General features: G+C 61.4%; 12 protein-coding genes. 3 read left to right on the forward strand and 9 right to left on the reverse strand.

All coding sequences use genetic code 11. From position 1 onward, the window contains the following. Nucleotides 1-157: 157 nt before the first annotated feature. Together AC6H1L_RS20055 and AC6H1L_RS20060 are read right to left on the reverse strand one after the other, a co-directional pair. On the reverse strand, nt 158-1,105 hold the full coding sequence (locus tag AC6H1L_RS20055; RefSeq protein ID WP_497599223.1) for a diacylglycerol/lipid kinase family protein: 948 nt from the start codon (nt 1,103-1,105) through the stop codon (nt 158-160). Between the two features lie 94 nt (nt 1,106-1,199). Then, nucleotides 1,200-1,589 (reverse strand): hypothetical protein, encoded by a 390-nt coding sequence (locus AC6H1L_RS20060; RefSeq protein WP_497599224.1) that lies wholly within the window; start codon nt 1,587-1,589, stop codon nt 1,200-1,202. A 304-nt stretch (nt 1,590-1,893) separates the two neighbouring features. Between AC6H1L_RS20060 and AC6H1L_RS20065 the strand changes: the two genes are divergently transcribed. Continuing rightward, on the forward strand, nt 1,894-2,145 hold the full coding sequence (locus tag AC6H1L_RS20065; protein ID WP_497599225.1) for a helix-turn-helix domain-containing protein: 252 nt from the start codon (nt 1,894-1,896) through the stop codon (nt 2,143-2,145). 142 nt (nt 2,146-2,287) lie between these two features. On the opposite strand, the gene AC6H1L_RS20070 is transcribed toward AC6H1L_RS20065, so the two are convergent. From AC6H1L_RS20070 to AC6H1L_RS20085, 4 genes are all read right to left on the reverse strand, one after another. After that, nucleotides 2,288-3,817, reverse strand: a complete 1,530-nt coding sequence (locus AC6H1L_RS20070) for a YifB family Mg chelatase-like AAA ATPase (protein ID WP_497599226.1) — start codon at nt 3,815-3,817, stop codon at nt 2,288-2,290. Nucleotides 3,818-3,945: 128 nt separating this feature from the next. Continuing rightward, nucleotides 3,946-4,269, reverse strand: a complete 324-nt coding sequence (locus AC6H1L_RS20075) for a ubiquitin family protein (RefSeq protein ID WP_497599227.1) — start codon at nt 4,267-4,269, stop codon at nt 3,946-3,948. A gap of 211 nt (nt 4,270-4,480) precedes the next feature. Further along, nucleotides 4,481-5,875, reverse strand: a complete 1,395-nt coding sequence (locus AC6H1L_RS20080; RefSeq protein WP_497599228.1) for an ABC transporter ATP-binding protein — start codon at nt 5,873-5,875, stop codon at nt 4,481-4,483. Then, a complete protein-coding gene (locus AC6H1L_RS20085) occupies nt 5,875-6,999 on the reverse strand; it encodes a FecCD family ABC transporter permease (protein ID WP_497599229.1) in 1,125 nt (374 codons plus the stop codon). The genes AC6H1L_RS20080 and AC6H1L_RS20085 overlap by 1 nt, the downstream gene beginning before the upstream one ends. A gap of 360 nt (nt 7,000-7,359) precedes the next feature. Here AC6H1L_RS20085 and AC6H1L_RS20090 point away from each other — a divergent pair, with 360 nt between their 5' ends. Further along, the gene (locus AC6H1L_RS20090) at nt 7,360-7,992 is read left to right on the forward strand and encodes a flavin reductase family protein (RefSeq protein WP_497599230.1); all 633 of its coding nucleotides are present in this window, start codon (nt 7,360-7,362) and stop codon (nt 7,990-7,992) included. Continuing rightward, complete coding sequence (locus AC6H1L_RS20095) at nt 7,982-8,671, forward strand: uracil-DNA glycosylase family protein (RefSeq protein WP_497599231.1); 690 nt, start codon at nt 7,982-7,984, stop codon at nt 8,669-8,671. Before AC6H1L_RS20090 ends, AC6H1L_RS20095 begins: the two co-directional genes overlap by 11 nt. Before the next feature lie 266 nt (nt 8,672-8,937). Here the strand turns inward: AC6H1L_RS20095 and AC6H1L_RS20100 are convergent, their stop codons facing one another. From AC6H1L_RS20100 to recD2, 3 genes are all read right to left on the reverse strand, one after another. Further along, nucleotides 8,938-9,354 (reverse strand): iron-sulfur cluster assembly scaffold protein, encoded by a 417-nt coding sequence (locus AC6H1L_RS20100; RefSeq protein WP_497599232.1) that lies wholly within the window; start codon nt 9,352-9,354, stop codon nt 8,938-8,940. 386 nt (nt 9,355-9,740) lie between these two features. After that, complete coding sequence (locus AC6H1L_RS20105) at nt 9,741-10,631, reverse strand: sulfurtransferase (protein WP_497599233.1); 891 nt, start codon at nt 10,629-10,631, stop codon at nt 9,741-9,743. Between the two features lie 340 nt (nt 10,632-10,971). Next, nucleotides 10,972-13,338 carry an SF1B family DNA helicase RecD2 gene (gene recD2 / locus AC6H1L_RS20110; RefSeq protein ID WP_497599234.1) on the reverse strand — a complete coding sequence of 789 codons (2,367 nt, stop codon included), beginning with the start codon at nt 13,336-13,338 and terminating at the stop codon, nt 10,972-10,974. Nucleotides 13,339-13,550: the final 212 nt, after the last annotated feature.

Below are 13,550 nucleotides of genomic sequence, written 5' to 3' on the forward strand. Positions count from 1 at the left end.
TGCTAGCCAGGGGAAGGGCGCCAGCTCGCCTGTGCTGCTCGATTGCTTCGCAGCCAGGGCCTGGCAGGCTGGCCTTTTGGGAGATTGACTATTTCTTATAGTCAAAAGAGCGCCGCGTTTGTCTGGGCGAGGGCTGCGAGCGTGGCCCTGGCTCAGGCTAGCATCTGACTAGCAGAGCTTGCGGCAGGACCACGACCTCGAAACGCTGGCCTCGGAAGACCTCGCCGTCCATTTGGGCGTTGAGCGGAAAACGGCTTTCGATGATAAGGCGTTGCATGCGGTAGAAATGGACTTCGGGCAGGGAAGCATGCTGACCACGCTTGACGACTGGAAAGAGTCTGAGGGCCCGCCCCAGGGGGGCATAGCGGATGGTGCAGAGGTCGAGCAGGCCATCGCTCGCGTCGGCTTCGGGATTGATGCGGAAACCTGAGCCGTAGGTAGGGCCATTGGTGACGGCCAGCAGAACGTAGCGCTGAAAGGCCTCGGCGGGCGGCGCATCGGGAGCGGCTGGCTCCAGATTGAAGCGCAGCCAGGGACAGCGCCGGTAGCCAAGGAGGAGCTGGCGTAGCGTAGAGCTGTAGTAGAGGCGCATGCCGGTCATAAACGGAATCTTTTTGAGCTGGCGAGCACTGGCGGCAATGTCGGCGTCGAGACCGACGCTGAAGGAGTTGGCAAAGTAGCGCTCGTTGGCCCGGCCGGCATCGATAGGCACGGGCTGGCCGCTAAAGGCGCGCTCGATGGCGGCCTCGGGCTGACGGGGGAGCCGCAGGGTGTTGCAGGCGAAGTCGTTGCCGGAGCCGGCGGCGATGATGCCCAGGGGGACGCGCTGGCCACTGCTGAGAATACCATTCACAACCTCGTGAACGGAGCCATCGCCCCCAACGACGATGACTGGTCGTCCCTGGCGTGCTGCTTCGCCCGCAAGCTGCTCTGCCTCACCGGCCCGTGAGGTCTCGCAGTAGTCGGCTCCTGTGTCAGCAACGCGCTGGCGCACCAGTGCGCGGTGACGCTGCATGCGGCCTTGATTGGCGGCGGGATTAAGGATAACAAGAGGAGGGCGGCTGGCAGGGGAAGATGAGGGTGAAGCGGCAGAAGCGATCTCCATTGAGGGCCTCCAGGCGGCAGAAATCTCGTGCGCCCGGATTGTAGCACGTTTGATACTCTGCCGTAAAGAAGGGAGGCGGCAAAGCCAGGCCTCGCTAGGAGGCGGGAGCACCAGCCTGATGGCTCTCAGCGGGAGAGCAGGCGCACTGCAGAGAGGCCTGTAGCCCGGCGCGGCGCTGCTGACGCTCCTCGGGGCTCTCAGGCTGCAGCGGTCCGCTCAGGTAGCCTACAATCAGACCCAGCATCGGAGCGATGCCCTCGGGCAGCTCGGTGAGCAAACGGCTCTCTTCCACGAACTGATAGTGGCCGCTCTCGTCGGGCACGGCGATCAGCCAGAGCAGGTCGGTGTCTGCCAGACACTTGCAGGTGCGCTCCGAGAGTTCTTGCTCCTCAAAGTAGTATTGTCGCCCCTGGTGATAGCCACGAGCAAAAGCCTCCAGGTTCAGTACAAGCCTGGCCTGTCCCCACCGCAGTTCTTCTGCCATGCAGAAAACTCCTCTCGATCGACTTGGCCTCCAACAACAGCAGTCCTGATAGTGAAAGCTCGGGCAAGTGAGCGCTATGACCTGGCAGAGCCGGCGACCAGGGTCAGGAATAACCTGCCCGGCCCCTTGCCTCCCTCTAAGTAGAGCATGGTCTAATGGTAAGATCAAGTCTCTATAGTCTCTATAGTCTAAAGGTAATTAACATTCTTTAGGTAATATTAGTTCAATAAATACTATTTGACGTAATTAAGCAAAACTATTACAATTTCAAAGAAGAAGACAGCGCGTGAGGTGCCAGGCATAGATGACAGAGCACAATAACCACGGAGATGAGTGGCTGACCACTAACGAGGCGAGTAAGCTCATAGGGATTGGCCCGAAAACGGTAGTGCGGATGGTTGAGAGGGGAGAATTAACAGGATATCGTGTAGCTTCCAGATGGCGCTTCAAGCGCCGTGAGATCGAGGCCTATCTTGAGGCGCATCGCTACGGCCCGGGGCGCCCGCCTGAGTCGCGCAGCAACGACAGGCCGAAGGCAGAGCAAGAGCCATCCTGAGTGCCTGGCGGAAAATCGGCGGGGGCGAAAGGGGCCAGAGGACAAGGGCCATCCCAGCGCAGGTCAGACCGTTCCTGGCCTGCGAGGCGATCGAACAAACGGGCGAGGCGAACCCCGAGCGATGCGGGGGGCCTCCCGCCCGTCAAGGAGCGATACGCGGGCGATACTGCACCGCCTCCGCCACATGCACCGGGCCGATTCTCTCCGCGCCCTCCAGATCGGCGATCGTACGCGCCACCTTGAGCATACGATGAAAGGCGCGCGCCGAGAGCGCCAACTGCTGCACCGCCGACCGCAGCAGGCGCTGCCCGGCCTCATCCACCCGACAAAACGCCTGCACCTCGGCAGCCCCCATTTCCGCATTGCACGTCAGGCGTGTACCCGCAAAACGCCGGCGCTGCCGCTCGCGGGCCGCCTGGATGCGGGCCCGAATAGACTCCGTGCTCTCGGGCGCTGGGGCGCCAGCCAGCTTCTCATAGGCCACCCGCGGCACCTCCACCTGAATATCAATGCGGTCCAGTAGCGGACCACTGACGCGCTTCTGATAGCGGCGCACCGCCGCCGGAGAACACGTACACTCACGCATCACATCGTGCAGATAGCCGCACGGACAGGGGTTCATGGCCGCAATCAGCATAAAATTCGCCGGAAACGTCACCGAGCCCTGCGCACGCGAAATCGTCACCACCTTATCCTCTAGCGGCTGGCGCAGCGCCTCCAGCACATACTGACTGAACTCCGGCAACTCATCCAAAAAGAGCACCCCGCGATGAGCCAGGCTAATCTCACCCGGACGCGGCTGACGCCCACCGCCCACCAGCCCGGCGTGACTGATCGTATGATGGGGGGCCCGAAAAGGGCGTTCCAGAATCAGCGGCCTCTCTGAAGGGAGCAGACCACTGACGCTATAGATGCGCGTCACATCCAGGGCCTCCTCAATCGACAGGGGAGGCATAATCGACGGCGTGGCCCGCGCCAGCAACGTTTTCCCTGTGCCGGGCGGGCCACACATCAACAGATTATGACCGCCACTGACCGCCACCACCAACGCCCGCTTGACATGGTCCTGACCGCGCACCGCCGACAGATCATGAGAAGGCGATTGCCGCCCGACCGACTGCAACAATTCCCGATCGAGCGGGAACGGGGCCAGGCGCGACTCACCGCTCAAATGAGCGATCAACTGAGCGAGTGTCTCCACCGCATAAACGGGCACATCGCCCACTAAAGCCGCCTCGCGGGCATCCACCGCCGGCACAAACACCGCGCGCATACCCTGTTCGCGCGCCAACGCCACCATTGGCAGAATGCCATTGGTATGGCGTACACTCCCATCGAGGGACAGCTCACCGAGGAACAGGCAATCAGTGATTGGCTCAGCGGGGACAAGCTGGCCCGAAGCCAGCAGAATACCGATCGCGATGGGGAGATCGTAGACAGGCCCCTCTTTACGGAGATCGGCGGGGGCCAGATTCACCGTAATCCGCTTATAAGGAAAAACAGCCCCACTATTCTTAATAGCGGCGCGCACCCGTTCGCGCGCCTCCTGAATAGCCGTATCGGCCAGGCCCACGATCGTAAAGCCCGCCAGACCGTTCGTCAGGTCCACCTCCACCTCAACCAGGGCGCCTTCCAGACCCACGATTGCACAACTTCGAACCTGCGCCAACATCCTGTCTGCTTAGAAACCTCCTCTCCTCCACGTAACAGAAGATGTCCTTTATTATGGCGCAGTAGCTCTACATTTGCAAGCTTACCGATAAAATGGCTAGAGGTCGGCGGACCACGACAGGCTCTGGCCTAGGGGGTCCGAGCAGAAGGCAGCACAATAATCTCCTCGCCGGGCTTCAAAGCCATCTGCAGGTCACGCGGGCCGGTAATCAGCTTATTACTCACGAAGAGCTGGATCTGAGCGCGTACGCAGCCATGCTCATCGCACAGGCAGCGCCAGACCTGCGGATAGTGGGCCTCCAGCGCCTCGAACAGTTCGCCTACCGTGCTGGCCCGCACAACGATCTGGCTCTTGCCGCCGTTGCAGGCGCTCAGCGTTGAAGGTAAGCGCAGCGTCACAGTTGCCTGCTCAGTGCCACCCATGCCGTCTACCCTGCCTTTTGAAGATGGCATCGATTTTTCATCGAGAACAAGGCTCGCATTCCGAGACTCTATCATGCTGTACAAAGCAATATACTACATACAAAACCCCGTTTGCAAGCGTGGGCCTACGGAATCCCGTTCCTCCAGCCTCCCCATCTGCAGAACAGGCCGGGCGACCGCCGTTGAAGCAACGACGCCCTACTGCCAGAGAAAAGACCAGCCAGGCTGACAGACCCCAGACTCAGGCAAGGCAGAGCGTCAGGACCTCTGTCGGTCGACTGACCACGCGGGCCCCAGCCTGCAGTAACTGCTCAACCAGGTGTGTCGCCTCGCCGCCAGTATAGTCCCGTACTGCAATCCCTGTGCGTGCCAGCAGAGCGGGCAGCTCCTGCGGCTCGGCCTCGGCCTCAGCCTCGGCGGGCGACTCCGCCGCTTCGACCTCGTGCGCCTCGGGAGTCACCAGCAGCACCCGTCGACCCTGGCGAGCGGCGGCCAGCGCCTCACGCAACAAAGCCACATTGCCAGGCCCAACGTACATCGGGCAGATAATCAGCAAGTCCACGGTCGCCAGAGCCGCCCGTAGCTCCTCCAGCGCTGCTGGTGAGATCGGAGCATAGGGCTGCTCGGTGAGCACACGACTCGCCAGGCGCAGAGCCAGCGTATGATCGCTGTCACCAATATTGAGCACCCCAGCCAGAAAAGGAACATGCCAATCTGCCAGAGCGCGCATCACACGTTCGCCAGAACCGCCACCGGCCATCACGAGCACCCGCGGCGGCGGCTCCAGCGCCTCCTCCTCGGCCTCCTGTGCCTCGCGGCTGCCGGGAGGTACCACGCTGAAATGAGCCGTCCCGCGCACAATACCCACCCTCACCGCGATCCCATAAACACGGCTCAGTAAACGCGGCTCCAAGACCGACGCCGGGGTTCCATCCGCCACGATGCCGCGCTGGAAGAGGACCAGACGGGGGAAATAACGGGCTGCCAGATTCAAATCATGCATGGCCGCCAGCACCGTCAGGCCTTGCTCACGGTTCAGACGCCGCACCAGCTCCAGCACCTCGATCTGATAGCGGATATCCAGATGAGCGGTCGGCTCATCGAGCAGCAAGAGACGCGGCTGCTGGGCCAGCGCCATCGCCACCAGCACCCGCTGTCGCTCGCCGCCGCTCAGCTCGTTGAAAGGCCGCTCTGCCAGGGCGGCGACACCCGTCACCCGCATCGCCTCCGCGATCCGCGCGCGATCCTGCGATCCATAGCTTCCCAGCAGGCCGACAAAAGGGAGGCGTCCCAGGGCTACCAGTTGCTCGACTGTAAATTCGAAAGGTATATGCAACTCCTGGGGCACGACCGCCACGACACGCGCAAGCTCGCGGCGGCGCCAGCGGCCAAGCTCTCGTCCCTGCAGCCGGATCTCACCCTGCGCGGGACGCAGCACCCCGCTCAGCAGACGCAGAAGCGTCGTCTTCCCCGAACCATTAGGCCCCAGTAACCCCACCATCTCACCTGTCGCTATCTGCAGGCAGACATCAAAAAAGATCGGCTGCAAGCCATAGCCAAAGCTCACATGGCGCACCTCTAGCAAGGGAGCGCTTTCCTCTGCAGGCAGATCCCTACTCTCAGGTATGAGATGCATCACGACCAACGATACTCCTTCTTACTCTGACGCAGCAGATAGAGGAAGAACGGCGCCCCGATCAGGGCAGTGAACACTCCCACGGGGAGCACCGCCGGAGCGATCACCGTGCGCGCCAGTAAATCGGCCAGCGTCAAAAAGGAGGCGCCGCCAAGAGCCGAGGCCACGATCAAGGGACGGTGACGCGGACCGATCAGCAAGCGCAGCATGTGGGGAGTCACCAGTCCCACAAAGCCGATTAAGCCGCTAATCGAGACCGCCGCCGCTGTCAAGAGTGAGCCGAGCATGATCAGCAGGAACTTATACCACTCGACACGTAAACCCAGATGCGCCGCTCCCTCCTCGCCCAGGGCGAAGGCGTCCAGTACCTGCCCCAAGACAAGCGCTCCTCCCACACCGACCACAATGATAGCGCCCACGATCAGCACCGGCCACCAGCTATTAACGCTGATGCCCCCCGAGAGCCAATTAAAGAGGGCCTGCAGATTAAACTGCGCCTGGGGACTGAGCGTCAAAATCAACGTCTGAACCGCTACCAGCAAGGCATTCATCACCACGCCGGCCAGCAAGAGGGTCACCACGGGCGTCCGCCCCCCGACACGGGCAATGGCGTAGACCAGCAGCACGGTAAGCAAGGCCCCACTAAAAGCCAACAGAGGTGTCAACGAGAAAAAGAGACCATAGGCGGTATCAAGAGGAAGAATAAAAGCGATGACGGCGCCCAGGGCCGCCCCCGAAGAGGTGCCCATGAGAAACGGATCAGCCAACGGATTGCGCAGCATCCCCTGAAAGAGCACGCCAGCCACGGCCAGACCAGCCCCGACCAGGGCCGCGCCCAGCGCTTCCGGTAAACGCAGATCCCAGATAATAATCGTGAGAGCCGGGTCCCAACTCTGCCGAAAATGAAAGAGGTGGCTCCCATTCAGCAGAATCTGCAGGACGGTGACAAACGGAATAGCCGTCGAGCCAGCGCTTACCGCCGCCAGCAGCGTCAGCGGCAGCAGGGCGGAGAGTCCCACGAGAATAAAAGGGGTCAAGCGACGTCTCACAGGTAGCGCTTTCGCTGAGGTAGTGGATGTCACAGGCGCTGGCGATTCGCGCGTCGTCTGGGTTTCGATCGTCAATCCCTCACAGGGCTGCCAATAGGCTGCATTGTGCGCTTTCGCTGTAACTATACGCGCTAAGGCCCCGGCTGTCAATGGCAATGCGACAGCTAGCTCAGCCGCCCGGGCTGGGCAGAGCTGGATCGCCCTCCTCGCGGCTGCTGGCAGAGAAGCGGCGCATATGCTACGATTCTGCTACGGAGTTCTGTCCGAAAGGCCAGTGTCAGGCGCCGGCAGGCCCCGGATACTACAATGAGCAGGCGAGGGAAAGGTACTTGTGAGCTTGCGGCAACACAACGGCGTGGCGGCGCGGCGACGCAAGCAGCCTCATAACCCCTCGCTCGTTTTCATGGTGAAGGAAGAAGAGGGATCGAGCCGTTAATGTCTATCGATAAAGAGCTGTTTCGCTACGTCCTGGGGCAGTTCGCTACGGGTGTGACGGTCGTGACTACAAGGGGCAGCGCCGGTCTGGTGGGGCTGACAGTCAATGCCTTCTGTTCTGTCTCACTTGATCCGCCACTGGTCCTTGTCTGCATTGATCTCAAGAGCCGTACGCTGCAGGCTATTCGCGAGAGCCAGGTTTTCGCTGTCAATATCTTGAGCGAGGAACAAGAGGAGCTAGCCCGCTGCTTCGCTTTGCCCTCGGAGGAGCGCTATCGCTACTTCTGCCACGCCCCCTATCACCAGGGCGTGACTGGGGCCCCATTGCTGGAAGGGACCCTGGGTTTCGTTGAAGCAAGGTTGGTGGCCGACTATCCCGGCGGCGACCATGCGATTCTCGTCGGTGAGGTGGTGGCCCTCGGGACCGATGAGCGCAGCAATCAAGGCCAGTCTCGCAGCGCACAGGCGACCTCCGGGCACGCCATTGCCTCGATGGCTCTGCAGGATGGCAATGGGCAGCCGGCTCAGTCTAAACGGCCATTAGCCTACTACCGGGGGCGTTACCGTCATCTGGCCACCGACTACGAGCAGCCAAGCCTCTCACCTGTGTCAACACCAGGCGATGTGCTCTGAATCCCATGCCTTCCCGTTGCAGGAAGAGCTGCAAGAGCGGCGAGAGCAACAGCAAGCGCACCTCCAGCAGCTTGAAGAGCTGAGGCGGCTCCAGACGGCCTTACGCGCCTGTCGTCGCTGCCAGGAGCGCGGCTATCTAGCGCAAGCGCTGCCAGTGGTGAATCCGGTGCTCCACGAGGGCCTCATAGGGGGAATGATGGTCATTGGGCAGGCGCCTGGACTGCGTTCGCACCAGCGCGGCATCCCCTTTGGCGGCCCTGGGGGGCGCGTGCTGCAGGCGTGGCTAGAGCGAGCCGGCTTTCCGCCGGGCTATCTCCATCAGCAGGTCTATCTCAGTTCGCTCACGCGTTGCTATCCCGGACCGGCTCCCCGCGGGCAGGGCGATCGCCGTCCTTCGCCCCAGGAGCTGGCCCTGTGCCGTCCATTTCTGGAGGCCGAGCTACGCCTGTTACGTCCTCGGGTGGTCCTGCTGGTTGGGGGCATGGCCATAGCAGCCTTCTGGGGGAAAGCCAGACTAGAGGAAGTCATTGGCACCGCGCGCGTAGAAGACGAGCGACGCTGGCTCCCTTTGCCGCATCCCTCGGGAGTCAGCCGCTGGCTCAATACACCACAGCATCGGGAGCAGCTCCAGCGTGCGCTGGCACTTCTGGCTGACTGGCGTCGCGAGTTGGGGCTGTAACTTCTCTCCTTCCACGCTGCCTGTCCCTTGAGGGGGGCCGAGCCTTGCACTCCTTACGTGGAGAGCAAACGACAACCTTCCAGATCCTGGCTGGTCTGGAGAAAAAAGGGTGCGCGCTCAGGCCAGCTCTTGCCTGCCCTGCCGCTATTCCATCCTGCCGCTGCCCCCCCGGCGTCTTCAGCTCACTGGCTGGCGTCCTGGAGAGACAGCAGAAGCGGACCGGGCAGGAAGCCCAGCGAGCGCAAGCCGATGCTCAGCGCTGAGCGCTAAGCCTGCTCTGATGACGGGGGCTGCTCCTGAGCCTGCTCGGAAGAGCCACCTTGCTGGGAAAGTTTGCGCATGCGATACTCATGTACCCCGCGTTTCAGCGTCCCCAGAGCTAACGTCGCACACGTGGGGCGCGTCATGACTACCTCGCGTCCCAGATCCTCGATCAGATCCTCGAAGCTCAGGTTTTCGATCTCCTCAGCCGTCATACCACGCGTCAACTCGGTCACGTACGAGGCGGCGGCGCGGCTAATGGTGCAGCCCTCGCCCTCCCACTGTACTTGTGCCAGGCGGCCCTGCTCGTCGAAGCGCCCGTACATGGTGATCACATCGGCACAGCCTGGGTTGCCGCCCTTCAAGCTCACGTCGGCGTTCTCAAGTGGGCCATAGTTGCGTGGATTCTCGTAATGATCCAAAAGGAACTCAATTGCTTCTTGTCTATCCATAGGGCATCACAAAACTTTCCAGCAAAAGCAACGGAACGAAGCCGCCACCACTGCAGCAGAGGCAGACAACCAGGTGCTGACAAACCAACCTGCTTGATCTTTCAGTATCCGCAACTTTCGGTATCCGCAAGCAGATCGACGCCTCTGCAACCGCTAAATTTGCGGCATAATACGATAGAGGGCCAACATCCGTACCTGGGCGTGCTGCCTACCTCTACCCGGGGGCTGCCCCGTTCCGTTATATCCTCCAGTCCACCTTTGGGGGCAGCCCTGCGCCAGGGCCTATCTCCGCGACCAGAGAGGCCGGGCGCAGAGCAGACCGACTGGAACCAGGTTCGGCAGTCGGTCTGTGCGAGTCAAGGCTTCTCGATGGGCGCGCGCACCATATTCCCCCATTCGGTCCAGGAGCCATCGTAGTTGCGCACGCGTGGGTAACCGAGCAGTTGCGTCAGCACAAACCACGTATGGGCGGAGCGCTCACCGATGCGGCAGTAAGTAATCACATCCTTGTCGGGTGTGATCCCCTGCTCGCTATAGAGCTTCCGCAACTCTTCCGCGGACTTAAAGGTCCCATCGGGGTTGGCAGCCATCGACCAGGGAATATTTTTCGCCCCGGGAATATGTCCGCCACGCTGAGCCCCTTCCTGCGGATAGTTTACCATATGAATGAGCTCGCCGGTATACTCCTGGGGGGAGCGCACATCGACCAGGCCATAGCCAGGCTTGTGCAACGTCGCCAGCACATCTTCACGGAAGGCCCGGATCGACTCATCTGGCTCCGGCGCCTGATAATCGCTCGGCTCATAATGGGGCACCTCCTTGGTCAGCGGTCGCCCCTCGGCCTCCCACTTCTGGCGGCCACCATTCATAATCTTCAGATTCTTATGGCCATACATGGTAAACAGCCAGAAGCTATAGCAGGCATACCAGTTATTGCGATCGCCGTAGAGCACCACCGTCGTATCGTTCCGAATGCCCCAACGACGCATCAGGCGCTCAAAGCCCTCGCGATCAACAAAGTCGCGCGTTATTGGGTTCTGAACATCGACGTGCCAGTCCAACTTCACCGCGCCCGGAATATGGCCGGTCTCGTAGAGGAGCACATCCTCATCGGCCTCGATGATGCGCACATTGGGATCGTTGAGATGCTCCGCCACCCAGTCTGTTTCTACCAAGACTTCGGGGTGAGCATAGCCAGCGGGCGAACTCTGGCCCTGGCCCGCCGTTGTAGCCTCTGTCTCTGGCATAGGATCGTCCTCCCTCCTCCATTACGGATACGAATTCCAACAGCATACCAAGTACAGGCATCTATCTACCTGCCTGCCTGGCGCGCCGCGGCCCTTACCTCCCTGCCGCTCAACGGCAAGGAGGAGACCGCTGCTCGCAGCAAGCACCTCGGCACGCGTAGCCCGCTGGCAGGCGAGGCTGTCGCTGCCAGCACAGCCGTCCGCGCGCTCAGGCGGTAGTTGACTATGTCAATCCAGTTTCTATTCTACCGCAGCCCGGGACCCAAGGCAAGCCAGACTCAGGCTTTTGAGGCAGAAGCGTGCTTTTGCGTGAGCAGCGAGACGAGGGAGGGACAAGCCCTCACTCTAGCAAGGCCCTCAGCCGCTCAGCCAGGGCTGTATTCCGCTGCGCTACGCGGTCATTGCGAATGGCCTGCTCCAGGGCCTGGGGCTGGCCCACCAGAACACAGAGCCGTCTGGCGCGCGTGATCGCTGTATAGAGGAGATTTCTCTGCAGAAGTGGGCCATGCTGCAAGAAGAGCGGGATGATCACCGCCGGGTACTCGCTTCCCTGACTCTTGTGAATCGTGATAGCGTAAGCCAGCGTCAGCGCATCTAATTCGGCAAACTCATACTGGACCAGCAGGGGGCCGGCCTCCTCCTGAAACTCCACCGTCACAGTAGCGGTCTGATGATCAATGCGGCGTATCCAGCCCACATCACCATTGAAGACCCCCTTGTCGTAGTCGTTGCGCACCTGCATCACCTTATCACCGATGCGCAGGTGGTGTTTCCCTAGCAGCAATTCGCCCTCTGAATGCGGGTTCAGCCGCTGCTGCAGTAGCTCATTGAGGCTGATCACGCCGAGTGGCCCGCGATAGATCGGGGAGAGTACCTGGATATCTGCACGTGGATTGAGATGGTAGCGGGCCGCCAGACGCTGCTCTACCAGATCAAGGATCAGGGTACGAGCCCGCAGCGGATCGTTCTCGCGCAGAAAGAGGAAGTCGCTACCTTCCTCATTCTTCACCACGGGCAAGAGACCAGCGTTAACGCGGTGGGCGCTGACCACGATGCGGCTCTGGCGAGCCTGGCGAAACAGCTCGGTCAGGTGTGTGGTAGGGATGACGCCGCTGCGCAGGAGATCACGCAGTACGTTGCCTGGACCAACCGATGGGAGCTGATCAGCGTCTCCAACGAGCAACAGATGTGCTTCTGGAGGCAGAGCCTTGAGCAGGTGATAGAAGAGGAGGATATCGACCATTGAGCACTCATCGACAATCACAAACTGGCAGCTCAGGGGGCGCTCCTCGTGGCGCTGGTAGGCTCCATCATGAGGCGTATACTCGAGCAGACGATGCAGCGTCTGGGCGGGCAGGCCCGTCGCCTCGCTAAGGCGCTTGGCAGCGCGCCCGGTGGGAGCTGTGAGTGCCACCTCCACGCGCAAGCGGCGCAAGAGCAGCAGCAGCGCCCGCAGCGATGTTGTTTTCCCTGTGCCGGGGCCACCAGTCAAAATACTGACCTTGCACGTAAAGGCCGTTTGCACGGCCTCGCGCTGCCGCGGCGTGAGCTGGAGCTGGCGCTTGACTTCCAAGTGATGAAAGACCTGCCCCCAGAGAGCTGGCGAGACGGCTGGCAGGCGGCTGGGCGTCCGCAGGAGCCGCTTGAGCAAGCGAGCAGAGCCGCGCTCGGCATGCCAGAAAGGGCCATAGTAGATCCGTCGCTGGGCGGCTCCAAGAGAGGCAGGCGAAGCCGTCGCTGTCTGATCTGGATCCCCATCCGCTTCTCTCTTAAGCGACGCGGCGGGTACTGAGCCGTTGGGGAGTGAGCAGACGAAGGTCAACGAGGGGGAGCCTTCATCTTGCCTGCTCCTCTCCTCGCTGGACAGGGCTGGCTCAATAAAAATCTCGCCTTCCTGCTGACCCTGTTCCAGGGCCTGTTCCAGGGCCGCGCGGGGCACCTGCAGCATACGTGCCGCCTCGCTCAGCAGCTCCTCCTCTGGCAAATAGCAGTGGCCGGCCTCGTTAGCTGCCTGCGCCAGCACGTAGGTCAGGCCCGTCACCAGGCGCGGCAGACTGTCGCGCGGCAGGCCCAACCGGCTCGCGATCTCATCAGCCGTTCGGAAGCCGATGCCATACACATCCTGGACCAGCCGATAGGGATTCTCGCGCACCACCTTAACGCTCTCTGCTCCATACTGACGGTAGATGCGATTAGCCAGATGCAGCGCAATGTCATGAGTCTGCAGAAAGAGCTGCACCTCTTTCATTTCCTGCTGCTGCGTCCAGGCGGCGATAATGCGCTCGCGGTCCTTCTCGCTCAGGCCGCGCACCTCAGCCAGACGCTCTGGCTGCTGCTCGATAATCGCGAGCGTCTGCTCGCCAAAGTGCTCGACAAGCGTGCGTGCTTTTTTGGGGCCAATACCTTTAATCAGGCCGGAGCTCAGGTAGCGAATAATCCCCTCGGTACTCGTTGGCAGGCGCTGGCTAAAGCTCGTCACATGCAACTGGTGGCCATAGCGCGGGTCATATTCCCAGATACCTTCTACGGTAAGCACCTCGCCGGCGCGCACGCCCGGCAGGATGCCGACGATAGTCAACAGGCCATCGCGAGACGAACGGGACAGGCCGCGACCAGTACTCGTGCTGGGGCGAAAACGTGCAACGGTGTAGTGTGTTTCCTCGTTATGAAAAACGATGCTCTCAACAGAGCCTTCAAGGATAGGCATGCCTGGCGCTTCCAGGTCAGGTTGAAGTCGTAGTCGTCAGCCTGCCACTGGGGCAGCGGTGCAAGCAAGCAGACAGACGAGGTAAAGGCCGCCACATGTCCTCTCTATCTTAGCCTGACGCCGTGGCCCTGTCAACCGCGCGGGCTGCAGTCGGGAGAGGCAGGCCTCTCCTCCGCGGCGGCTGACCAATCGGGCTATTGGTGAAGGAACCA

Source organism: Thermogemmatispora argillosa, from assembly GCF_059696725.1.

What these genes read in the sequence shown, in the direction of transcription:
- AC6H1L_RS20075 (WP_497599227.1), bottom strand. Translation starts at nt 4,269, where the DNA reads ATGCCATCTTCAAAAGGCAGGGTAGACGGCATGGGTGGCACTGAGCAG.
- recD2 (WP_497599234.1), bottom strand. Translation starts at nt 13,338, where the DNA reads ATGCCTATCCTTGAAGGCTCTGTTGAGAGCATCGTTTTTCATAACGAG.
- AC6H1L_RS20055 (WP_497599223.1), bottom strand. Translation starts at nt 1,105, where the DNA reads ATGGAGATCGCTTCTGCCGCTTCACCCTCATCTTCCCCTGCCAGCCGC.
- AC6H1L_RS20080 (WP_497599228.1), bottom strand. Translation starts at nt 5,875, where the DNA reads ATGCATCTCATACCTGAGAGTAGGGATCTGCCTGCAGAGGAAAGCGCT.
- AC6H1L_RS20070 (WP_497599226.1), bottom strand. Translation starts at nt 3,817, where the DNA reads ATGTTGGCGCAGGTTCGAAGTTGTGCAATCGTGGGTCTGGAAGGCGCC.
- AC6H1L_RS20095 (WP_497599231.1), top strand. Translation starts at nt 7,982, where the DNA reads ATGTGCTCTGAATCCCATGCCTTCCCGTTGCAGGAAGAGCTGCAAGAG.
- AC6H1L_RS20105 (WP_497599233.1), bottom strand. Translation starts at nt 10,631, where the DNA reads ATGCCAGAGACAGAGGCTACAACGGCGGGCCAGGGCCAGAGTTCGCCC.
- AC6H1L_RS20060 (WP_497599224.1), bottom strand. Translation starts at nt 1,589, where the DNA reads ATGGCAGAAGAACTGCGGTGGGGACAGGCCAGGCTTGTACTGAACCTG.
- AC6H1L_RS20090 (WP_497599230.1), top strand. Translation starts at nt 7,360, where the DNA reads ATGTCTATCGATAAAGAGCTGTTTCGCTACGTCCTGGGGCAGTTCGCT.
- AC6H1L_RS20065 (WP_497599225.1), top strand. Translation starts at nt 1,894, where the DNA reads ATGACAGAGCACAATAACCACGGAGATGAGTGGCTGACCACTAACGAG.